The following is a 22,073-nucleotide window of genomic DNA, read 5'->3' as shown; positions in this document are numbered from 1 at the left end:
CCCTGTAGGGGTCAACTTTGCCCTGTAGGGGTCAACGGCCGTTGACCCCTACTTATCTAACTAGGATGAGAATTACTATAATTATCAATTATCAATTGTCAATTGTCAATTGATTAAGATGCCTGCTTATGACCTAACTTCAAGAAAATAGTCTCTAAATCTTCTTGAATACAATGAAATTCACTAATAGGAATTCCTGCAGTTATTAAAGCTTTTAATAATTCTGCACTTTCTTGATCATTTCCTGAAAAATTGACTTTCAGACTGTTTTCTTCTGAAATAAATTGCCATTCCTCTACATAAGAATTATGTTTTAATTCTTGTTGTAATGTTTCTAAATCTCCCAAAGTTTTAATGATGATTTGCTGCTGAGATAGCCTTTGATAAAGGTCTTGTAGAGAGGTACTTTCGACTAAAAATCCTAATTCCATAATACCAACAGAGGTACATAATTGAGCCAAATCACTAAGCACATGGGAAGATATAAAAATAGTCATTCCCACTGTTTGTAAGACCTTTATAATTTCTCTAAACTGCATTCTAGCGATAGGATCTAAACCAGATACAGGTTCATCTAATAATAGTAAAATGGGATCATGGAGTATAGTTCTCGCTAGACTTAAACGCTGTTTCATCCCTCTAGAAAGAGTGTTAATTTTACTGGTTCGTTTACTGGTTAATTGGACTAATTCCAGCACTTCTTGAAGGCGACGACGACGATGAGGAGACTTGAGATAATAGAGTCGTGCAAAATAGTCTAAGTAGTCCCAAACATTCAAATCTTCATAGACAGGAAAATCATCAGGAAGATAGCCTATTCGCTGTTTAAGACGAGTATTACTATCATTTCTTAATAAGCGATCGCCGTAAATATAAATTTCGCCAATGGTGGGATCTTCTGCAGCCGCTAACATCCGAATTAAAGTAGTTTTTCCAGCCCCATTTGGCCCAATTAAGCCATAAACTTCCCCTTTTTCTATTTGTAATTCTACTTGATTTACCGCTAAATGACGATCAAATTGTTTGGTTAAATTAGAGGTAGAAATAGCTAATTCTTGTTCTATCATGATTCCGTAAGTCAAAAAAATTGAACTGTTTATAAAAAATCAATAACTATCAATTATCTAGGGGTTTAAGCATTAAGTAAGATTTGGTGACAAAGCCTAAATTATGATACAAATTAAGAGCAGGTTGATTAATATTAAATACCTGTAGTCCGAGTTGGCGATCGCCTCTAGATTTAGCCCAAATTTGAGCATGATGAATAAGGGCAGTAGCTAACCCAAGACGACGGTGTTCTGGGGTAACATAAATCAAGAAAATGTGACCATAATAATCTCCTGTCACCTGATCGACTGCATTGCCCATCCAGAGACAAGCGACAGAGGTAGATAGTTGCTTAGTTTTCCCTTGAAATTTGATCCACCAAATAGGAGTTTCTTGAGTAAAATATCGTTCAACCGTAATGTTTAAATGGCTAAAATCTAACTGATTGGGAAACAATTCCTGATAAGTTAATTTCATATATTTTATCAGTCGATATTTATCTTTAGATGATCCCATTTCGAGGGAATAACCTTCAGGTAAGTAAGTCAACTTATCCTCTCTAAGTTAATAATTATTGTTGATATTGCCCCATCTTCAATAGGTGCAGGTGCTGCTAAATCTGAGGGTAAAAAAGCCCGTATACTCACTGCCACTAAAGCGAATAAAAACATCAAAAGAATCAGGAAGGGAGCTATATATTGACGAAAAAATGCCATGAGTTTCAAACTGTTCTAGGTTAATTAATTTTATCATAGCATTATTAAGAATGATTTCAGAAACAAGAATCACAATTATCAATTATCAATTAAAAAAAGAGTGTCAAATACAAGATTGATCAATACTGCTGGTGACTATAGAACAAAGGTTTGTTAAAATTAGCTTTGCTGAGAAAGAATATAACCCTGTATCCTGGATATATATGGAATTGTATCGGGGGATAAATGGCTGGCCTTTTTTTGAGAATCTCAGGAGACAAGAGCAAGCTAATACGCCCCATTGTAAAGGCTGTAAGCATCTTATGAATCAACGGTTGTTATGTCGAGAAGAAAAAAAATGTTTTCCTGTGGTCATAAAGGTTACGGTCAAATTTGCCACCGATGCGCTCAAGAACAACTAGCCTGGCAAGAAAGAAAACAACAAAAAAACGATTGGGAAGCCACCTTTGCCGAAGATCTCGTCGATCTTAGAACATTACCCAAAAACGTTGTTCTCAAAGCCCGTCAAATTCTGCAAGCATTGGCCAACCAACAAGATTATAGACAATTTCATGGCAAACGACTGCGCCATGATCGCTTTGTCATCAGCATTCCCGTTACCCGACATTATCGCCTAATTTGCCGCGATCAAGGCAATTTATTAATCCCAGAGGCGGTAATCTCTCATGAAGACTATAATGTTTGTAAGCCTGGTCACTAATCTGGCTTTATTAATTAATGTGGTTTCAACTACGGACAATTACCACCAAAACACTTTAAGCGGAAATTTTCAATGATGATTTGTATTTAACCAAAAAAGCGGCAAATCGTAACCTATCCCCCCATTACGTCTAAGGATAACAGAATGCAAATTTATCTTGACTATAGTGCCACTACACCCCCTCGTCAGGAGGTGATCAACCAAGTACAGGAGATTTTGACCCAACAATGGGGCAACCCCTCTAGTTTGCATACCTGGGGACAACGGGCCGCTACCATTCTAGAAAACGCTAGGGGTCAAGTGGCTGAGTTAATTCATGCACCCCATCCTGACTCCATTATCTTCACTTCAGGGGGAACAGAAGCTGATAATTTGGCTATCTTAGGCATTACTAGACGTTACTGTACGCCCCAACATTTGATTATTTCTAGTGTGGAACACTCAGCTATTTCTGAAACCGCCTACATTTTACAAAAACAAGGATGGCAGATAACCACTTTACCTGTTAATCGTCACGGACGTATTAATCCCTTAGAATTAAAGGCAGCGATTCAAGACAATACTGTACTTATTTCTATTATTTATGGACAAAGTGAAGTCGGAACCCTACAACCCATTGAAAAATTAGCTAAAATTGCCCGTTGTCATGGAATTCTGTTTCATACGGATGCGGTACAAGTGGCTGGACGTTTGCCTATTGATGTTCAAGGTCTGGGGGTAGATTTATTATCCCTTTCTAGTCACAAAATTTATGGCATTCAAGGGGCCGGGGCTTTATATGTGCGTCCAGGGGTGGAAATTTTGCCTCTGGGAGGGGGCGGCGGACAAGAAAGACAATTACGTTCAGGAACCCAAGCATTACCCGCTATTGCTGCTTTTGGACTGGCTGCAGAATTAGCGGCCTCAGAAATGGCCTCAGAAAGCCCCAGATTAATGGCTTTACGCGATCGCTTTTTTGATTTGATGGCCGACTGTCCCTATTTGTTGCCAACGGGTGACAGATTGTATCGTCTGCCTCATCATATCAGTTTTATTATCTGTTACCCCGATAAAAATCCTCATCAAGACCTCATAACCGGAAAAACTTTAGTACGTCAATTGAATTTAGCCGGAATTGGCATTAGTGCAGGGGCCGCTTGTCATAGTGGCAAATTAAGTCCTAGTCCGATTTTATTGGCCATGGGATACACAGAAAAAGAGGCATTAAGAGGTATTCGTTTAACTTTGGGACGGGAAACCACTCTAGAAGATATTGATTGGACAGCAATGGTACTTAAACAGATTATCTATCGATTAATGCCTCAGTTAGCAATCGTTAACCGATAATATCTCACTTTAAATTAATATAGATAAAAGTCAATAATTCTTCATATAATGAAATCAGATCCTAATAAAATCTTAAGGTTACTTCCCTTTTTTGCAGGTGGATTAGGAGGAATTTTATTACTCATTAATCGTTTTAGTACCCTACAATTAACAGAATCTCAAGCCAGATCAGATGTTGTTGGGGTAATTTTGAGTGGGGTGTTAATTTTAGTCGGGTTAATTTGGCAACAAGTTCAACCGCGATCGCCTGATGCTGTCAAACTCATCGGAGAACAAGGCTTTTATTTTGACCCCGACTTATCTAATACAGTTAAAACTGAATTAGCTTGGGCTTCTCATCTGGTATTAACTAATACCGTTACTAAATCTTTAGTAGTGTATTATAAGGATAAAGTGTTACTAAGGAGAGGAATTTTAGGAGTTAATTCTCAAGTAAATCCAGGTAATATTATTAAACGGGTTTTAGATACCCAAAAGCCTGTTTACCTAGTTAATTTAGCTCTCTATCCTGCTAAAATAGAATTTGATTATTTACCCGAAAATACTCAAGGGGTGATCTGTCAACCCATGGGAAATCAAGGGGTATTGATCTTGGGGGCAAATGTTCCCCGCAGTTATACAAAACAAGATGAAAATTGGATTGAAGGGATTGCCGATAAGTTGGCTATTACCTTACAAAGTGAGTTAAATGCTTAGAAAATTGACTATTAAGGGAAAAATCAAATTACCACAACTTATCTCTATCCTTCTCTAAAACCTGATGAGTCTATCACCTAATTCTCAACCCCAAACCTCCTCTAATTTTCCTGCCAACGTTGTTTATTCTCATTATCAGGGAAGTCATTGGCAACGTCAAGAATTATCGGAATCTTATTTTTATTATTTCGCTTACGGATCTTGTATGTGTCCAGTGGATCTTCAGCGTACTTTTGAAGAAACGACTCATGAATATGTGGTAGGGGTGGGTATTGTTAAAGGGTATCGTTTGGGGTTTTATCGTCGTTCTTTGCGGCGTAATTGTGGGGCTTTAGATATAGTACCTGATGTTAATTCCCACGTGGAAGGGGTCTTATATCGTCTTCCTTTGCGGTTTAGCGATCGCCTTGATGAACGAGAAGAAATCCCCCATAATGGTTATCGTCATGAATATATTAAGGTTCATAGTGGGGGAAAAGTTTATCAAAATGTACGAACTTATGTAGTTGTGGAAAAACTGCCCCAAGAATTAGCCCCTAATGATTGGTATTTTAATGTAGTATTACGAGGGGCAATTACTTGTGGTTTATCGGAAGAATATTGTTGGAATTTATTTAACCATATGTATCAACTTCAGTTAAATAGTTTCAAGCATTAGCTTAGTATTATTACAGCAAAATATTAGAGTCAATTTTAAATTTACAATAATCATTGAAATAAAATTTTAAATCCTTCTTGAATAAAGTGGTGATCATGTGTGAGAATTTCAGTAATATTATTTTGTCTCATCACTACCATTGAGATACAATCAGTCATACTATAGCCTTTATCGAGTCGATTTTTATAAAGTTCTTTAGCTTCTGTACGAATTAAAGAGGTTGTTGAAATCACTACAATTTGGGGATCGATTTCAATACTTTCATAAAGAGAAATCGCTTTAAGCCGCATAAAGCTACCTTTTTCTGAGAAAAAGTTGAGAGTTTCATCTAATACCAAATCTGTTGTCACAAGATTAAGAGAAGGGCGATATTGATTAACTATTTTATACCAAGTATCTTGGGGATTAAGTAAAGCAATCCAATAGAATGTATCTGCAAAAATAGCATTCATTAATGTTTAGGTGTACCGTAAAGATAGTGATCATGTTGTTCTGCACCATCGGTGGGTAATGTTGCTAGAATTTCGGGGGGAATATCGCAAGTGAGTTCGGCGGCAATTTCCCAGATGGGTTTATGGTTTGTTGGAGTTTGACGACGCTGTTTAGTAAACAGAATAAAATCAAGAAATTCTTCTAGAAGAATAGGGGAAGAATCTTCGATTTCTTGGAGGATACGTTCTTTTATGTTCATGGTTTATCTCTGTTACCTTTTGCCTTTTGTTTATTTATTAACCACTCTACTTAGATATTAAGCAGCAGTTGAGCCGGGAGGAATACCATTACCTGTAACTTCTACCTCATACATCATACCTTGATCTTCATGGATCAGAATATGACAATGCAACACATAAGTTCCATTGTAATCATCAAAACGATGTTGAATTTTTAGGGGTATATTAGGATCAATGCCTACCGTATCTTGCCAAATTAGATCTGCTTCGGGAACCTTTTTCCAAGTAATTGTTCCTCCACTTTTAGTCCCTATTGCTACTACTTGAAAAGGATTAACATGAATATGAAAAGGATGAGTTACCCCACTGGTATTATCTAATATCCATTCTTCTTGAGAGTTGAGGGCTACTGTAAATTTAGCATTAGGATCACCAAATTTGATATTATCAATGGTGAAAACACCTCTACTAGCTTCAAATTCAACTTTTTTAGGATTAGGAATAACTGGCCCCGTAATAGGGTTTAAATAATTAGCCATTCCTGTAGTGGGAATACCATTAGCTTGTAAAGTATCAAACTGATTTTTAACAGCTTCAGCTTTAGAATAAGGGGTATTAGTAACAGTAATATAAGCTATTACCTGTTTACTGAATTTTGAGGCGTTACTGTTGACAGCTTGACTCGGATCATTAGCATCTCCATAGACATTTTTAGTCCCTGTATAAACATCTTTGATTAGGGTGTAATTTCCAGGTTCTAAATTAACTAAAAAATCAGAACGATTACCAGGCGAAAAAGCATGAGTTGTTTGGGATTTCGGTTTTTTGCCATAAAAATTAATGCCATCCCTAGCTATTAAATACATCGTTTGTAGAGTATTATTATCACAATCGCTGACATTTTTTAGAGTACCTTTACATAATTTTAGGTTCATTAATGTCCGAGGAGTAGAACCTGCATTTACAAAACGCCATCGTTGAATTTCACCCTTTTGTATAGTCAATGTTGGCTGATATTTCCCATTAACTAAACATTCTCCCTCATTATTACGTCCTTGTTGGATATAAACATCATTATCATCAATTATACCTCCTTGCCCTCTCCCATCTGATAATACATCTTGTAATATCCAGAGAACATCCGGTGCATCGGGACAAATTGCCTGATCCGAGGGTTCTTTAATAATAATAGCTCCTGCCATGGCATTAGACACTTGAACAGCAGTAGAACCGTGACGATGAGAATGATACCAATGAGTACCAGGAGCGTGATTTTTGGGTAATTGTACTAAATAGTTATTCGTCTCTCCTGGTTGAATCTCCATTAATACATCATCGGAAGAAAATTCAACATCTGATGGATGTCCACCAGAAACAGGTATGCCATCTTTTCCCATACTTAAAGGAGAGACATGAAGTCCATGAAAATGTAGATTAGTGGTGTTAAAACAATTAGGCTGATTAAACACAGGATTTTGACAAGATTTATCATCAGCTAATAGAGTATTTTGCAGATTAATTTCGATAATGTCCCCCGGATTAAGACATAAGGTAGGGGCAGGAATAAAGGGAACATCAGGGGCAGAAGTATCAGCATAAAAACGAATAAATCCTTGATATTCACCTAAAGGAATATTGTCTTGATTAACGATCCATTTGGCTTTAATAACCCCTAAATCAGAGGCTTTAATTCCCGGTTGGGGAAAGGTTTTATCTGAAGGTGGGGTTAAAGTGGGAGTAGTGCCAAAATTAGTGGATGTATCCGTAATTAAAGCTATATTATTCGGGTCAGCTTTGGCTTTATTAGGAATAGCTAAAGCGGCTAAAGTTCCTACACCTGTTGCTAAAAATAAGCGTCTACTTAAATTAAATTTAGTAGTTTCAGGTGTGATTGATTCATATTTGTCTGTCATTGTTCTAGCCCCTATAAAATAACTAGTTTGACATCTTGTCTTATTTAACTATATTAAATGAGTTAAAGAACAAAATATTAATATATTTTTACAAAAGTTTTCTTTACTCAATATTCTGAGACTGAAACAAAAATCAATAGGAAAGGCCTGTATTAGAACATAGTTACTGACAATAAGACTTAAGGAGTAAGTATTGTAGCTGATTATACATTTTATACCAAGATGTTATGAATTATAAATTATGAATTATAAATTGGGATTTTATAGACCCAATATCGTAAACAATCAAAGTCATTAAAGTTGCATCAGTCCTAATATTAAGTATTGTAGCTGATTATACATTTTATACCAAGATGTTATGAATTATAAATTATAAATTGGGATTTTATAGACCCAATATCGTAAACAATCAAAGTCATTAAAGTTGTATCAGTCCTAATATTAAGTATTGTAGCTGATTATACATTTTATACCAAGATGTTATGAATTATAAATTATGAATTATAAATTATAAATTGGAATTTTATAGACCCAATATCGTAAACAATCAAAGTCATTAAAGTTGTATCAGTCCTAATATTAAGTATTGTAGCTGATTATACATTTTATACCAAGATGTTATGAATTATAAATTATGAATTATAAATTATAAATTGGGATTTTATAGACCCAATATCGTAAACAATCAAAGTCATTAAAGTTGCATCAGTCTTAATATTAAGTATTGTAGCTGATTATACATTTTATACCAAGATGTTATGAATTATAAATTATGAATTATAAATTATAAATTGGGATTTTATAGACCCAATATCGTAAACAATCAAAGTCATTAAAGTTGCATCAGTCTTAATATTAAGTATTGTAGCTGATTATACATTTTATACCAAGATGTCGGGAGAGCTTAATATACCACGTTGTATCAGTTTTATGTAGCAGAACAAGTGATTACGAGAATTAGCAAAATTAGCTACAAATTGCATCAACCACAAGAACTAAACTTAAAAGTATGGAGACTTACTTATGACAATTCTTAACATGAGTTCCATCATTGAAAGCAGCGTACAATCAATGAGGCCTTTAAGAATGAGATTAAGTTTAGTTAACTATTAGAGGAAATTCAAAGAGGTCAACTGTTAAAGAAATAGTAATTTTCCTCAATAACAGATGAGTTGTTGACTGCCGATTTGATTGTCTAAATTTCAAGTACAAATAATGTTGAATTTTGCTCTCTTGTTAATTGCTAGGAGGGAACTTAAATCTTATGTTTGCAAAAATTCCTGAACGACAGATGCTATGGGTAAGAAGAATTCTAGCTATCGGATGGCTAGTGCTAATTACCTCATTATTTTATGATCCGATTTCTTCATGGTTAACCCTTCCAGAACATACCTGGAGTCCTTTGAGCATCAGTCGCATCACACAATTTGACTGTGTTCAAGTGCAAGGAAAGTGTATGACAGAAATTCCTTATGCTATTGGCGGACTGTTGTTTTGGACACTGATTGTTCCCTTCGGTGTCTTCGTCTTGATGGTCTTTGGTCATGATGCTTGGCGACGGGTTTGCCCCTTGTCTTATTTTTCACAATTGCCCCGTAACTTAGGCTTTCAAAGAAGTCGTAAGCGGGTTGATGCGAAAACAGGAAAAACTCGCCATGAGGTAATAAAAGTTGATCCAAATTCCTGGCTAAATCGGAATCATATCTATTTACAGATGGTATTATTGTATTTAGGAATAACTGGGCGGATTTTATTTTACAATTCTAATCGACTTACATTAGGATTGTTTCTGGTTGGAACAATTATAGCCTCAATGGTGGTTGGTTATCTCTACGGTGGCAAATCTTGGTGTCAGTATATTTGCCCTATGGCTCCGGTGGAACAAGTTTTTACTCAACCAAGAGCCTTACTCAATAGTTCCGCTCATACGGAAGAGGGTCAAAAGATCACTCAATCAATGTGTCGTACGGTCAATACAGAAGGGAAAGAACATAGTGCTTGTATAGCTTGTCATAGTCCTTGCATTGATATTGATGCTGAGCGTTCTTATTGGGAAGAGATTACAACGCCTAAATATCAATGGCTTTATTATGGCTATGTGGGTTTAACTGTTGGTTACTTCGTCTATCCTTTTCTTTTTGCTGGTAATTGGGAATATCTGATGTCGGCTGCTTGGTCTCATCAAGAGAATCAGTTGAATACTTTATTCAACCCTGGTTTTTATATCTTTAATACTCCCATTGCTATTCCCAAATTAGTTGCTGCTCCTTTAACGATTGGTGTATTTGGTTTAGTGGGTTATTTTCTAGGACGTAAACTAGAAAAAATGTATAAAGGTTATCTATTACGTCACCACAAATTAGTAAATACAGAAGTGGTGAGACACCGCTTATTTACTCTGGCTACCTTCTTTATTTTCAACTTCTTCTTTATCTTTGGAGGTAGTAATTTAGTCAGACTATTACCTAATCAGTTGAAATACCTCTTTCCTGTTGTAATGGCTGTTTGTAGTGGTCTTTGGCTTTATCGTACTTGGCCGAGAAATCCTTATCTTTATCAACGAGAAAGTCTGGCTAGTAGATTGCGTAAACAACTGAGCAAACTCAATCTTAATATCGGTCAGTTTTTGGATAATAGATCTTTAGATGATCTCAATGTGGATGAAGTTTATGTCCTCGCTAAAATTCTGCCAGGATTTGACAAAGAAAAACGGCTTAAAGCTTATAAAGGGGTGTTGAAAGAATCCATTACTGAACGCTATGTTGATAGTGAGAGCAGTCTGGATATTCTGCTACAAATGCGCCTAGAACTGAATATCACAGAAGAAGAACATAGATTAGTCTTAACTGAACTCGAAGTCGAAGATCCTATTCTGGTTAATCCCTCTAAAAAGAATAATCATGAAGAGTGGTTACGTCAAGAAAGCTATCGTCAAGCTCTCCTTGACACCGTTATCGAATCTTCACAAGAGCATCCGAGTCAAGGCATCATCATTGATCTATTTGATATCATTACGGGCAAAAAACCATTTGAGTCCTTTAATGAGTTAATCAATAGTCTCTCTACTAAGGAGTTACAAACGGTTAATGCTATTCGGGAAGAGTATGCTATCACCCCTCAAGAAGAGAAAGAGATTATTACTCATATTAACCCCCGTCAATTATGGCATTCCATGGCTTACACCTTTAGTGTTATCGAATATCTCGATGCGATCGCTGAAGGAAGAACACCAATTTCCGGTAAGATCGAGGAGATGAACGAAGAACAAAAAGCGTTTTGTCGGGTGATATTCAATAAATTTGACAAAGATGGCAATGATTGTTTATCGGCTGCTGAATTACGCTCTTTATTAAGGGCTGTGGGTCGTCCTTATTCTTCCGAACGGGTGCAAGAATTGATGGATATTATTACGGGTCGTCCTAATAGTAACCGGATCACTTTTGCTGAGTTTTCTACCCTACTTCACCGAGATTTGGCTGAGGGTGAAGAATCAGAAATGTTAAAACGTTTCCATCTATTTGATGCAGATGGTTCTGGTTATATCACCTTGGAGGAATTAAGAGTCTGTCTTCAAGATATTGATGAGGCCATCTCTGATGCTGATATTGAGGCCATGCTGAAACACGCTGATACTAGCGGTGATGAACAAATTAGTTATGAGGAGTTTTGTCAGTTATTTGGACAACTTCAAACTCATTAATTAATAACACTTGTGATTAATGTTAACCCCCGATAAATTCGGGGGTATTTTTTGATTTAAGATCCTAAACTTCAGTTGTCGAACTTGTTGATTGGTATTATATTTTTTTGTTAAGTAGTATTGACTTTTTGCGCATATTATGTATCAAACACCGAAAATCAAACGCTAACACTTCGCCAGAGATTTCTGCAAAAGATCATTTGAATCAAAATAGGGAAAACTGCTATGAAACAATGGTTCTAGCTTTTCTACTTGATCCAATTTTGTGTAAACGATGTCTAGGAAAAAGTTATACAAAAAGTTTTGCTTGAGGCCTTAAACTATGACATTAAAATTAATATTCATTTGTAACAATAGTGAGTAACAAACAAATTTCGTTTTTCACTCAGAGGATAATTAATTATGAATATGTTTAGTTTTAAACCTGCTTCTTTAGGTGCCGTATTAATGGGTACCGTTACCGTTTTTTCTATGATTGCTCCTGCTCAAGCAGCAGAACTTAAGGGTTCATTGCAGATTAAAGGTTTTGCTCAAATGAATTTGGGAGTTAATCCCTTATCAGACACTGTTTGTTTTGATGGTGGTGTTGGCTGTACTGCTGGATTAAGTGGAATCACCAACACCGAAAATAAAACTTTGGACTTTACAACTTATTCAGCAACTTTGCTCAATCGACTCAGTATTACACGCCTGGGGCCCACCACCACTTATCCCATAGATTCGACTGCTCCCATTACTTCAGCTTTCTATAGTTTTTCAGATCCTGTTGCTCCCTTTCTCACACTCGTTTCGTCTAATCCTTCAAACGGAGCTATTAATTTTACTGTAGATCCAGGAGTTTTATTACGTAGCCGAGTATCCGCAAGTGGCCTTATATCACTTGCTTCATCCGCTCCACTAACTGGTAAATTTACGCGAGCTAATACGGGTGACACTCTTGGCTTAGGTAATCTAAGTATTAACATTATCGACGGAGCTGGCACAGCCAACGATCAAAATTCCTATACGCTTCAATTAACTGCTATACGTGGGGGGGGTGATACTAATGTTGTTCCTGAACCTCTAACTATGTTAGGTGCGGGTACTGCTATTTTATTTGGTGGTGCATTCAAACGTAAGCTTAACAAAAAAGATAAAAAAGGGTCTACTAAAGCCTAAGAAAACTTCATTGTTAATCAGGATAGACTTGTCTAACTTTTAGACTTTAGTTTTCCCTAACAATTTTCAACTTCTCTATTCTATCAAGTCCATAGTCAAGATTACTACTGTCTCTCCTCTAATTTTTATTAAGAGGGGGCAGTTTTTTTGTGGAGTCATAAAAAACTGACATTGTACATATAATCAAAAGTTGATAGTTAGAGGTCAGAAAATTTTCTATAATTAATTTATGAAACTTAAAAGAATTAGTTTCTTTACTTAATTATTCCAGAATTTTTGTGTAATGGCTTCAATCGCTATTTCTAAAGGTGGTAAATAACACTCTACAACTTCCCAGAGAATATCTAAATCAATACTTAAATATTCATGAGCTAATATATTTCTAAAACCGGTTATCTTGCCCCAGAGAATTTCTGGATGAGTTTCTTTCCATTCCTTCGGTAATTTTTTGACTGATTCACTCATTACTTCCAGATTTCTGATCACAGCGTCTTGAGTTTTTGTATCTTCATAAAAAGCTTGTTTGCCTTCTAATGTATATTCTTTAACTCGTGCAATACAATCTCTGACATGAATTAGATAAATTTTATTGTCTTTCATAAATAGATAGCCTCATCAAGAACTTTATCTCGAATAAAATAATGAATAGACTTTGACGTTACAACATCTACTTTTCTATTTAACAGATTTTCTAAGTCTTCTATTAATCCAACAGGAAACCAAGGACTTATTTTATCCAAATCATAATCAATTAGAAAATCAATATCACTCTTTTCTGTTTCTTCTTCCCTTGCAACTGAACCAAAAATTCGTACATTATATGCGCCATGTTTAGCTGCTATTTTTAAAATATCTTCTCGTTTTTGTTGTATTAATTGTTTAACCTTCATCTTCTAAAAGCGTTAAATATATCAAAATCTCACATTTATTGTATCAATTTTATCATATATAATTAGTATTTATGTCAGTCAGATGACTGAATTGATAGATTTCCTTAAGAATGAGAAAATTTACCCAATTGGGGAGTGTAATTAAAAAACAAACTTGATCATCAATTATTTTATGTACGAGAAACTGACACCCCCAACAACTGGTTCTAAAATTACCTTTAAAGAGGCCAAACCCATTGTTCCTAATGATCCCATTATTCCCTTCATTCGTGGGGATGGAACCGGGGTTGATATTTGGCCAGCTACGGAAAAAGTTATCGATGCGGCCGTTGCTGCTGCTTACGGAAACACTAAAAAAATTAATTGGTTTAAGGTTTATGCAGGGGATGAAGCTTGTGAACTTTACGGAACCTATCAATATTTACCCGATGATACTCTAACGGCTATTAAAGAATATGGTATCGCTATCAAAGGCCCTTTGACTACCCCTATTGGTGGGGGTATTCGTTCCTTAAACGTGGCTTTACGGCAAATTTTTGATTTATATGCTTGTGTGCGTCCCTGTCGCTATTATCCGGGGACTCCTTCTCCTCATAAGTTTCCTGAAAAATTAGATGTTATTGTTTATCGAGAAAATACGGAAGATATTTATCTAGGTATTGAATGGAAACAAGGCTCAGAAATTGGCAAAAAACTGATCGATTATTTGAATAATGAACTGATTCCTGCAACTCCTGAACATGGCAAAAAAAAGATTCCTTTAGATGCAGGAATTGGTATTAAACCTATTAGTAAAACTGGTTCTCAACGGTTAGTTCGTCGGGCAATTGAAGAAGCTTTACGTCTTCCTAAAAAGAAGCAAATGGTCACTTTAGTGCATAAAGGCAATATTATGAAATACACTGAAGGTGCTTTTCGTGACTGGGGTTATGAATTAGCTACTTCAGACTTTCGTGATGTCTGTGTGACTGAACGAGAATCTTGGATTTTGAGTAATAAAGAAGGAAATCCTAACATTAGCATTGAAGATAATGCCCGTCACATTGAACCTGGTTATGATGCTTTAACTCCTGAGAAAAAACAACAAGCTTGTCAAGAAGTCACAGAAGTTCTTGATACAATTTGGGAAAGTCATGGTAATGGCAAATGGAAAGAAAAGATCATGGTTAATGATCGTATTGCTGATAGTATTTTCCAACAAATTCAAACCCGTCCTGATGAATATTCTATCTTGGCAACGATGAATTTAAACGGTGACTATATCTCTGATGCTGCTGCTGCAGTTGTGGGAGGTTTAGGCATGGGGCCAGGGGCTAATATTGGGGATACTTGCGCTATTTTTGAGGCAACTCATGGTACTGCACCTAAACACGCTGGTTTAGACAGAATTAATCCTGGTTCGGTCATTCTTTCTGGGGTGATGATGTTAGAATATATGGGATGGCAAGAAGCGGCAGATTTGATTAAAAAAGGTCTAGGAAATGCGATCGCTAACCGTCAAGTTACTTATGATTTGGCACGGTTAATTGAACCCCCTGTTGATAAACCTTTGAAGTGTTCAGAGTTTGCTCAAGCTATTATTGATCATTTTGCTGATTAATAGCATCTTAAAAGATGTTGCTACACAAACAAAGCCCGCCTACGCGGGCTTGAAAGATAATAAAAATATTAAGATTATTTCTGTTTCGATTGAATTACAGATTTTAACTTCTCATTAATTTTTGTAATGTATTCTTCAGAAGATTTATTAACAGCTTCTAGATTTTGACAAACTTCATACTTAGTCGTATTTTTTGAACATATTTGAAGTTCTCCATAAACAAAGTTCAGTGCTTTTTCTTCTGTAAGACTATCATTAAGTTGAGCCATTTTTTTTACCAAGTCTTCTTGTTTTGTTCTCAAATCTGTTGTATCCACAACAGATGGAAATATATCAAACAAAATATTACTTTGAATTTTTAAATCTTCTTTTATCTCGCTTAAACTTATAGAGTATGGTTTACAAGAATCAGATTTATTGGATTTACATGGTATCTTGGAAATTATTGTCGGATCATAATTTGGGCCTATCTGACGTGCTAGTTGATAAAAAGATAAGCGATATTTAGACATTAGTTGAATAATTGCTGTACGCTGCTCAATAATCATGCTAATCTCGACACGATAACGACTCTCATTTATATCTTTTTCGATTCGCTGAGTTTCAATGTTGTTTTGAACATAAAGTATAAAAAGACCAACCACAACAGCAAAAACCCCATTTTCGACAAAGATTACTCCAAACTCTTTACTACAAAACCATTTAATAATTGCTTCTAATTTTGCATTATTATTCATGTTTTTATTGGTTACTCATTTCTTAACAATACAATCATACAAATTTAGTCGCTTTTAAGAATTTATTGAAGAACATGAAGTATAATTAGAAAGCTGTCCAACATCTCTCAAATGAAAAGTAAATTGTGATTTGTATTCCATATTTTTATATTTTTCTTTGATTGAAACTTCCCAGGAATGACCTAGACGGGTATCAAATTCCTCTGCTCTGCGATGGAACATAACTAACGTTCTTTTTGAGCCTGAATTTAATGTGTAAACCACTTCTGATTCTTGCTGACGTTCATTTTGATTATTGACTGTAACTTTGCTAATTGTTGTGTTAAGCTTTCTCTTTCCCTCCCATTCAAAAACCACAAGAATAGACTTGCGTTTCTTATAGTCTCTTTCTTTATATTTATCCGTATCTATATAGTCATGTATTTTTTGCTTTAAGTTCTCTGTTAGAAGAAAATCACATTTTTTTTCTACTTTAACTATTGTTGGATCAGACTTAATTCCAGAACTAAACAGTTCTTCAATATTTATATTTTTTCTATCAAATAGCGTAAGACAAGGTGGGTTCTCATATCCACCCTCGCATACTTCCGACTCATTTAGATATATTATTGTTATTGTTATTTGTTGTAACTTTTTATTGATACCAGTTGATAAACTTGGATATGAATTATAAAAGATTCCCACAACACAGGCAATCATCCAAACAGCATAATTCTTCAAAAATATATTCATAAATTTATTTACTTCCTTAGGAAAAAATTTCGGTTAAATCTAATACAAATCCAGGTAAGATATCTTCTCCTGATATAGTAGTAGGAGAGTCTAAGATTTCAACAGATTGATCAGGACGATAAACTTCTATTAATTTACGTTGAGGATCAATTAACCAGCCTAACTTTGCTCCATTATCTTGATATTCTTCCATCTTTTTTTGTAGTTTTGGTAAAGAATCATTAAGCGATCGCAATTCAATAATAAAATCAGGACAAAGAGGCACAAATTTTGCTTGTTGCTCCAAAGTTAAAGCATTCCATCGTTCTAGTTTAACCCAAGAAGCATCAGGGGAACGATCAGCCCCATTAGGCAGTTTAAACCCCCCCGATGAGTCAAAAACTTTGCCGAGTTTATATTGACGATTCCAGGCTCTTAGTTGAAAATTAATATCTGAATTACGATCACTTGTTATTCCTCCTGTGGGTGTCATAATAATTAAATCCCCCTGAGCCGTCCGCTCAAATTGTAATTCTTCTTGTTGTTGACACAGTTGCCAAAATTGGTCATCTGTTAGAGGAATTGGTAATTCTAATGGTGACGGTAAATTACTCATAAAATTTCTTGAAAGTTGTCTTAATTACAAAAATTCATTGGTTTGATCAAGTGAGCAAAATGACTTAAACCTATTCTAATATGTTACCCAATAAAGGATAATTAATACTTAATAATTCTTCATTATTTATTGTCTCTTATGCATTAGGAGAACCTCTAGTTCTTCTATTAAGGGGTCTAATTTGATAGTTACTGTATTCCAAAGAATATCAAGATCAATAGAAAAATAAGCATGAACAAGACGGTTTCGCATACCAATAATGTTAGACCAAGGAATTTGTGGATTTTTTTGTTGACATTCTAAAGAAATATTTGCTGCTGCTTCACCAATAATTTCTACAGCTTTAATTAAGGCAAATACTAACATTTGATTATTATTAAGAGTCTGGCGATCACACCCATTAATAAAATCTTTTGCTTGAATTGCAGCATCTTTCATATGTTGTAGACGAGTGATATCATCAATTTTGGACATAATATTGTACCAAAGCTATTTCCAAAACTTCTTGACGAAAATAATGACTTAATTCTGCTGGAGTCCGTAAATCAATTTTTCTACCATCAAGTATTAGCGAAAGTTCTCTTTCCATTTGAGCTAAATCAAAATAAGTGATCTTGGCTTCAGGAAGAAACTCTACCAAAAAGTCAAGATCACTTTCCGTGGTAAAATCCTTCCGTAAAACCGAACCAAATAATGACAATTTCTGAATTTTATATTGTTGACAAAATGCCTTAATTTTATTTTGTGGCAGTAGAATAGGTAAATTTTCTTGAGTAGGCATAACTTTAATACTTCTTGATCTTTTCTCCATACTGATCATCAATTATGCCAGATATCATGAAATTTATTAGATCAGTAATATCTAGAAAACACAAGAATATTGCGATCGCGGTTTTGTCGTAAGACTTGTTATCCTTTGTGTACCCAAAACAGTTAAGATTTATGACAGAAGACACTTTACTAATATATAAGTTGCCCCCATCAGGAGAACCTAAATCACAATGCTCGACACCAAATCTATTTTAGATGTATTACGTCCCGTTCAAGACCCTGAACTACAAAAAAGTTTAGTAGACTTAAATATGATTCGCAATGTCGCTGTAGATGGAGGTAAAGTCAGTTTTACCCTGGTTTTAACCACCCCTGCTTGTCCTTTGCGAGAATTTATTGTACAAGACTGTCAAAAAGCAGTTAAACAGTTACCCGGAGTAGAAACAGTTGAGGTAGCAGTCACGGCCGAAACTCCCCAACAAAAAGCATTGCCCAACCAACAATCTGTATTTGGGACTAAAAATATTATTGCCATTTCTAGTGGAAAAGGAGGGGTAGGAAAAAGTACCGTAGCAGTAAATGTAGCCGTTTCTTTAGCCCAACTAGGAGCAAAAGTTGGTTTACTAGATGCCGATATTTACGGGCCAAATGTCCCGACAATGTTAGGTCTAGAAAATGTTGACATTAAGGTAGACAAAGGACAACAAGGAGACATTTTAGAACCCGCTTTTAATTATGGGGTAAAAATGGTATCTATGGGCTTTTTAATTGACCCTGATCAACCTGTAATGTGGCGTGGCCCCATGCTTAATGGCATTATTCGTCAGTTTCTTTATCAAGTTAATTGGGGTTCTTTGGATTATTTAGTAGTAGATATGCCCCCAGGAACCGGAGATGCTCAATTAACCTTAGCACAAGCAGTTCCTATGGCCGGGGCCGTCATTGTTACCACACCGCAAACAGTGTCTTTATTAGATGCTCGTCGCGGTTTAAAAATGTTTCAACAATTAGGTGTCAATGTGTTAGGAATTGTCGAAAATATGAGTTATTTTATTCCTCCAGATTTACCAGATCGTACCTATGATTTATTTGGTTCTGGTGGAGGTGAAAAAACCTCAAAAGAGTTAAACGTTCCCCTATTAGGCTGTATTCCTCTGGAAATCGCCCTTAGAGAAGGAGGAGATTCTGGGGTTCCTATTGTCATGTCCTCTCCTGAGTCGGCCTCCGCTAAAGCGTTAAAAGCGATCGCTCAACAAATTGCCGCTAAAGTTTCCGTGGCCGCTTTAACCTAAAACTTGGACATTTTTAACCGTAAATTCCAGGGGCAAACGGCCGTTTGCCCCTAGTTTGTTTGTCTCACTCTAAATTAAGTAGAGGTTAAGGGCCATTAACCCCTACATGGCAAGGTTTCGCCGGATAACGAATGTCCTAACTTTAATGGAGAATACTATAGTATTTTTGTTTACTTTGAGTGTATAACTTAATAAATTGGCTAAGTTATACACTAAGTTATACACTAAGTTATACACTCGCTAACACTAAGTTATACATCGATATTGGACAATTGAAGGTGAGGCAAATTATCCTGTGTCAATCCATGAAAACAGTTAACATCCTTGATGTCGCCATTCATAACCTTTCCATCGTCGATCTTTTAGAACAGCTTACCCATAAAGGGGGCGTAGTTGTAACGCCTAATGTAGACCACCTCATGAAGTTGCGCTATGATCAGGAACTCCAGAGTGTATATCAACAGTCCGATTATCGGATTTGTGACAGTAAGATTGTTCAATATGCCTCTAAATTTTTAGGAACACCGATACAAGAAAAAATTTCTGGTTCTGATTTATTTCCAGCTTTTTATCAACACAATAAAGCGAATGCATCAATTAAGATATTTTTATTAGGGGCGCAAGAAGGTATTGCTCAACAAGCTCAAGAAAAAATCAATCAAAAAGTAGAACGAAATATTATTGTTGATACTTATTCTCCTGAGTTTGGTTTTGAGAAAGACGAAGAAGAATGTCAAAGAATTGTGGCACGAATTAAAGAATCAGGGGCGACGGTTTTGGCGGTAGGTTTGGGTGCGCCTAAACAGGAAAAATGGATTAATAAATACAAACACCAATTACCTAATATTAAAATTTTCTTGGCTATTGGCGCAACTATTGATTTTGAAGCAGGATATAAACCTCGTTCTCCTAAATGGATGAGCGAAGTTGGACTAGAATGGTTACATCGTTTGCTATCGGAACCTAGGCGTCTTTGGAAAAGATATTTAATTGAAAGTATGCCTTTTTTCTGGTTAATTTTTCAGCAAAAAATTCGTCAGCAATCTCTCTTATCTCGAATTTTTCCTAAGCCCAAAGATGTTAAATCTCAAGATAATTTGTCATTGAGAAAGGTTTAGACTTGATTCTTTGGTAATTAAATTAGGTTTAAATGCTGATTTTTTTGCTTTGGATAATATTTTTTCGGATAATTATATAATATTTCTCCTAAAGGTTGAACTGTATTTAGGTTCCACCAGACTTACTGTGATAAAATAATAATTAATAAAAGGTTAAAGCCTTATCCTATAGAAACGAAGTCCGACGAGCGCAGACTAATTTCTAGGTTGCGTAGGCAATCTTTGTTTATCTAGCCTAACTATGAACGAGTTAAGGTCTATTATTGATGATAATTTAGCATAACATATACCGAAGAACCTCATTATTATGACTAATTTAGTTATTTTTTGGCATCGTCGAGATTTAAGAGTTTCTGATAATATTGGACTGTCTAATGCTTATAAATACAGTTCTAAATTAATAGGTTTATTTTGTTTAGATACTCAGATATTAAACCGAGATGATATGGCATCTGCTAGAGTTGCTTATTTGCTAGGTTGCTTAAAAGAATTACAAGAAAGTTATCAAAAATTAGGCAGTCAATTATTAATTATACAAGGAAACCCAGCCCAAATTATTCCTAAGTTAGCAGAAACTTTACAAGCAAAAGCTGTATTTTGGAATGAAGATGTAGAACCCTATAGTAAAATCCGCGATCGCCAAGTAATTGATGCTTTAAAAGAGAAAGGTATTCAATCACAAACCTATTGGGATCAATTATTACACGCGCCAGGAGATATTTTAACAAAAAGTAGCCAAGAACCCTATAAAGTTTATACACCATTTTGGAAAAATTTGATCACAGAAAATAAAGCTTCTATCGCTCATTCTTTAAATCAATTACAACCCTTAACAGCAGCAGAAATAAACCTAGTTAAAGAAATAGGAATAATTAACTTACCTACGGCTAAAGACTTAGGTTATTGTTGGGATAGTCCCTTAATTTTCTCCCCAGGAGAAAAAGCTGCAAAAGAACAGTTAAGCTTTTTTTGCGATCAGGCTATTTATGAATATCAAGAACAACGAAATTTACCTGCAAGTGAAGGAACTTCCAAACTCAGTGCAGCCTTAAAATTCGGTGCTATTGGCATTCGAGAAGTGTGGCAAGCAACAGTTAATGCCATGAAAAATAGCCGTAGTGATGAAGCCAGAGAAAACATACAAACTTGGCAAAAAGAATTAGCTTGGCGAGAATTTTATCAACATTGCTTATACTTTTTTCCTGAATTAGCAGAAGGGCCATATAGACCAGAATTTAAAGAATTTCCTTGGGATAATAATGAGGAAGATTTTCAAGCATGGTGTGAGGGAAAAACCGGATATCCTATCGTAGATGCTGCCATGAGACAGTTAAATGAAACCGGATGGATGCACAATAGATGTCGGATGATTGTTGCTAGTTTTCTCACCAAAGATTTAATTATAAATTGGCAATGGGGAGAAAAATATTTTATGCAAAAATTAATAGATGGGGACTTATCCGCTAATAATGGGGGATGGCAATGGAGTGCATCTAGTGGGATGGACCCTAAACCATTGCGCATTTTTAACCCTGCAACTCAGGCACAAAAATTTGACCCAGAAGGGGAATATATCCGTCAATGGTTGCCAGAATTAAGTTCTCTTGATAATGAATATTTAGTCACAGGAAAAATTTCCCCTTTAGACTGTCAAAGTTGTGCTTATCCTCAACCCATTGTCGATCATCAAAAACAACAAAGAGAATTTAAAGAACGCTATAAACAGATAAAAAGTTAAGACACTAAAATATTT

The 22,073-nt window shown here is 35.5% G+C and carries 23 protein-coding genes; 10 read left to right on the top strand and 13 right to left on the bottom strand.

Translation table 11 applies throughout. The features are described from left to right. Positions 1 to 113: 113 nt before the first annotated feature. From AsFPU1_RS10385 to AsFPU1_RS22600, 3 genes are read right to left on the bottom strand one after another with little or no spacing between them, the layout of a single operon-like run. The gene (locus AsFPU1_RS10385) at positions 114 to 1,067 is read right to left on the bottom strand and encodes an ABC transporter ATP-binding protein (protein WP_227873391.1); all 954 of its coding nucleotides are present in this window, start codon (positions 1,065 to 1,067) and stop codon (positions 114 to 116) included. Between the two features lie 49 nt (positions 1,068 to 1,116). Beyond that, on the bottom strand, positions 1,117 to 1,596 hold the full coding sequence (locus AsFPU1_RS10380) for a GNAT family N-acetyltransferase (protein ID WP_227873392.1): 480 nt from the start codon (positions 1,594 to 1,596) through the stop codon (positions 1,117 to 1,119). Beyond that, positions 1,593 to 1,763 (bottom strand): DUF8624 family small hydrophobic protein, encoded by a 171-nt coding sequence (locus AsFPU1_RS22600; protein WP_172957451.1) that lies wholly within the window; start codon positions 1,761 to 1,763, stop codon positions 1,593 to 1,595. Before AsFPU1_RS22600 ends, AsFPU1_RS10380 begins: the two co-directional genes overlap by 4 nt. A 319-nt stretch (positions 1,764 to 2,082) precedes the next feature. On the opposite strand from AsFPU1_RS22600, the gene AsFPU1_RS10375 reads away from it, so the two are divergent. From AsFPU1_RS10375 to AsFPU1_RS10360, 4 genes are all read left to right on the top strand, one after another. Further along, positions 2,083 to 2,463: a DUF7682 family zinc-binding protein gene (locus tag AsFPU1_RS10375; protein ID WP_124972316.1), complete on the top strand. Its 381-nt coding sequence runs from the start codon at positions 2,083 to 2,085 to the stop codon at positions 2,461 to 2,463. Between the two features lie 144 nt (positions 2,464 to 2,607). Next, positions 2,608 to 3,789 carry a cysteine desulfurase family protein gene (locus AsFPU1_RS10370; protein WP_124972319.1) on the top strand — a complete coding sequence of 394 codons (1,182 nt, stop codon included), beginning with the start codon at positions 2,608 to 2,610 and terminating at the stop codon, positions 3,787 to 3,789. Positions 3,790 to 3,837: 48 nt separating this feature from the next. Continuing rightward, positions 3,838 to 4,485: a cofactor assembly of complex C subunit B gene (locus tag AsFPU1_RS10365; RefSeq protein WP_438357501.1), complete on the top strand. Its 648-nt coding sequence runs from the start codon at positions 3,838 to 3,840 to the stop codon at positions 4,483 to 4,485. A 64-nt stretch (positions 4,486 to 4,549) separates the two neighbouring features. Further along, positions 4,550 to 5,143, top strand: coding sequence for a gamma-glutamylcyclotransferase (locus AsFPU1_RS10360; protein ID WP_124972323.1), 594 nt, complete (start codon positions 4,550 to 4,552; stop codon positions 5,141 to 5,143). Positions 5,144 to 5,193: 50 nt separating this feature from the next. Here AsFPU1_RS10360 and AsFPU1_RS10355 read toward each other — a convergent pair whose 3' ends face one another. The 3 genes from AsFPU1_RS10355 to AsFPU1_RS10345 are packed head-to-tail and all read right to left on the bottom strand — an operon-like array spanning position 5,194 to position 7,727. Then, positions 5,194 to 5,595 carry a type II toxin-antitoxin system VapC family toxin gene (locus AsFPU1_RS10355; protein WP_124972325.1) on the bottom strand — a complete coding sequence of 134 codons (402 nt, stop codon included), beginning with the start codon at positions 5,593 to 5,595 and terminating at the stop codon, positions 5,194 to 5,196. Further along, positions 5,595 to 5,834 (bottom strand): hypothetical protein, encoded by a 240-nt coding sequence (locus tag AsFPU1_RS10350; protein WP_124972327.1) that lies wholly within the window; start codon positions 5,832 to 5,834, stop codon positions 5,595 to 5,597. The genes AsFPU1_RS10355 and AsFPU1_RS10350 overlap by 1 nt, the downstream gene beginning before the upstream one ends. 57 nt (positions 5,835 to 5,891) lie before the next feature. Further along, positions 5,892 to 7,727, bottom strand: a complete 1,836-nt coding sequence (locus tag AsFPU1_RS10345; RefSeq protein WP_124972329.1) for a multicopper oxidase family protein — start codon at positions 7,725 to 7,727, stop codon at positions 5,892 to 5,894. Between the two features lie 1,264 nt (positions 7,728 to 8,991). Here AsFPU1_RS10345 and AsFPU1_RS10340 point away from each other — a divergent pair. Both AsFPU1_RS10340 and AsFPU1_RS23085 read left to right on the top strand, forming a co-directional pair. Then, positions 8,992 to 11,427 carry an EF-hand domain-containing protein gene (locus tag AsFPU1_RS10340; protein ID WP_124972331.1) on the top strand — a complete coding sequence of 812 codons (2,436 nt, stop codon included), beginning with the start codon at positions 8,992 to 8,994 and terminating at the stop codon, positions 11,425 to 11,427. A 402-nt stretch (positions 11,428 to 11,829) separates the two neighbouring features. After that, positions 11,830 to 12,585, top strand: a complete 756-nt coding sequence (locus tag AsFPU1_RS23085; protein ID WP_227873393.1) for a PEP-CTERM sorting domain-containing protein — start codon at positions 11,830 to 11,832, stop codon at positions 12,583 to 12,585. A 258-nt stretch (positions 12,586 to 12,843) separates the two neighbouring features. Here the strand turns inward: AsFPU1_RS23085 and AsFPU1_RS10330 are convergent, their stop codons facing one another. Both AsFPU1_RS10330 and AsFPU1_RS10325 read right to left on the bottom strand, forming a co-directional pair. Next, positions 12,844 to 13,185, bottom strand: a complete 342-nt coding sequence (locus AsFPU1_RS10330) for a HepT-like ribonuclease domain-containing protein (RefSeq protein WP_124972333.1) — start codon at positions 13,183 to 13,185, stop codon at positions 12,844 to 12,846. Then, positions 13,182 to 13,475: a nucleotidyltransferase family protein gene (locus AsFPU1_RS10325; RefSeq protein WP_124972335.1), complete on the bottom strand. Its 294-nt coding sequence runs from the start codon at positions 13,473 to 13,475 to the stop codon at positions 13,182 to 13,184. Before AsFPU1_RS10325 ends, AsFPU1_RS10330 begins: the two co-directional genes overlap by 4 nt. Positions 13,476 to 13,647: 172 nt before the next feature. Between AsFPU1_RS10325 and AsFPU1_RS10320 the strand changes: the two genes are divergently transcribed. Further along, positions 13,648 to 15,075, top strand: a complete 1,428-nt coding sequence (locus AsFPU1_RS10320; protein ID WP_124972338.1) for an NADP-dependent isocitrate dehydrogenase — start codon at positions 13,648 to 13,650, stop codon at positions 15,073 to 15,075. A 74-nt stretch (positions 15,076 to 15,149) separates the two neighbouring features. Here the strand turns inward: AsFPU1_RS10320 and AsFPU1_RS10315 are convergent, their stop codons facing one another. The 5 genes from AsFPU1_RS10315 to AsFPU1_RS10295 all read right to left on the bottom strand — a co-directional run bounded on the left by AsFPU1_RS10315 (position 15,150) and on the right by AsFPU1_RS10295 (position 17,920). Then, positions 15,150 to 15,812, bottom strand: coding sequence for a hypothetical protein (locus AsFPU1_RS10315; RefSeq protein WP_124972340.1), 663 nt, complete (start codon positions 15,810 to 15,812; stop codon positions 15,150 to 15,152). A 54-nt stretch (positions 15,813 to 15,866) separates the two neighbouring features. Next, positions 15,867 to 16,544 (bottom strand): hypothetical protein, encoded by a 678-nt coding sequence (locus tag AsFPU1_RS10310; RefSeq protein ID WP_124972342.1) that lies wholly within the window; start codon positions 16,542 to 16,544, stop codon positions 15,867 to 15,869. Positions 16,545 to 16,560: 16 nt separating this feature from the next. Continuing rightward, positions 16,561 to 17,139 carry a Uma2 family endonuclease gene (locus tag AsFPU1_RS10305; protein ID WP_124972344.1) on the bottom strand — a complete coding sequence of 193 codons (579 nt, stop codon included), beginning with the start codon at positions 17,137 to 17,139 and terminating at the stop codon, positions 16,561 to 16,563. A gap of 126 nt (positions 17,140 to 17,265) precedes the next feature. Further along, positions 17,266 to 17,613, bottom strand: coding sequence for a HepT-like ribonuclease domain-containing protein (locus AsFPU1_RS10300; protein WP_124972346.1), 348 nt, complete (start codon positions 17,611 to 17,613; stop codon positions 17,266 to 17,268). Beyond that, a complete protein-coding gene (locus tag AsFPU1_RS10295) occupies positions 17,600 to 17,920 on the bottom strand; it encodes a nucleotidyltransferase family protein (protein WP_124972348.1) in 321 nt (106 codons plus the stop codon). The genes AsFPU1_RS10300 and AsFPU1_RS10295 overlap by 14 nt, the downstream gene beginning before the upstream one ends. A 220-nt stretch (positions 17,921 to 18,140) precedes the next feature. On the opposite strand from AsFPU1_RS10295, the gene AsFPU1_RS10290 reads away from it, so the two are divergent. The 3 genes from AsFPU1_RS10290 (at position 18,141) to AsFPU1_RS10280 (ending at position 22,058) form a co-directional block, all read left to right on the top strand. After that, positions 18,141 to 19,202 (top strand): Mrp/NBP35 family ATP-binding protein, encoded by a 1,062-nt coding sequence (locus tag AsFPU1_RS10290; RefSeq protein WP_124972350.1) that lies wholly within the window; start codon positions 18,141 to 18,143, stop codon positions 19,200 to 19,202. 305 nt (positions 19,203 to 19,507) lie between these two features. Then, on the top strand, positions 19,508 to 20,320 hold the full coding sequence (locus tag AsFPU1_RS10285; protein WP_124972352.1) for a WecB/TagA/CpsF family glycosyltransferase: 813 nt from the start codon (positions 19,508 to 19,510) through the stop codon (positions 20,318 to 20,320). A gap of 307 nt (positions 20,321 to 20,627) precedes the next feature. Continuing rightward, positions 20,628 to 22,058 (top strand): FAD-binding domain-containing protein, encoded by a 1,431-nt coding sequence (locus AsFPU1_RS10280; RefSeq protein WP_124972354.1) that lies wholly within the window; start codon positions 20,628 to 20,630, stop codon positions 22,056 to 22,058. The last annotated feature ends 15 nt before the right edge of the window (positions 22,059 to 22,073 follow it).

This window comes from Aphanothece sacrum FPU1 (genome assembly GCF_003864295.1).
In the GTDB taxonomy this organism is placed as follows: domain Bacteria; phylum Cyanobacteriota; class Cyanobacteriia; order Cyanobacteriales; family Microcystaceae; genus Aphanothece_B; species Aphanothece_B sacrum.
This window is presented reverse-complemented; position numbering and strand designations above follow the sequence as displayed.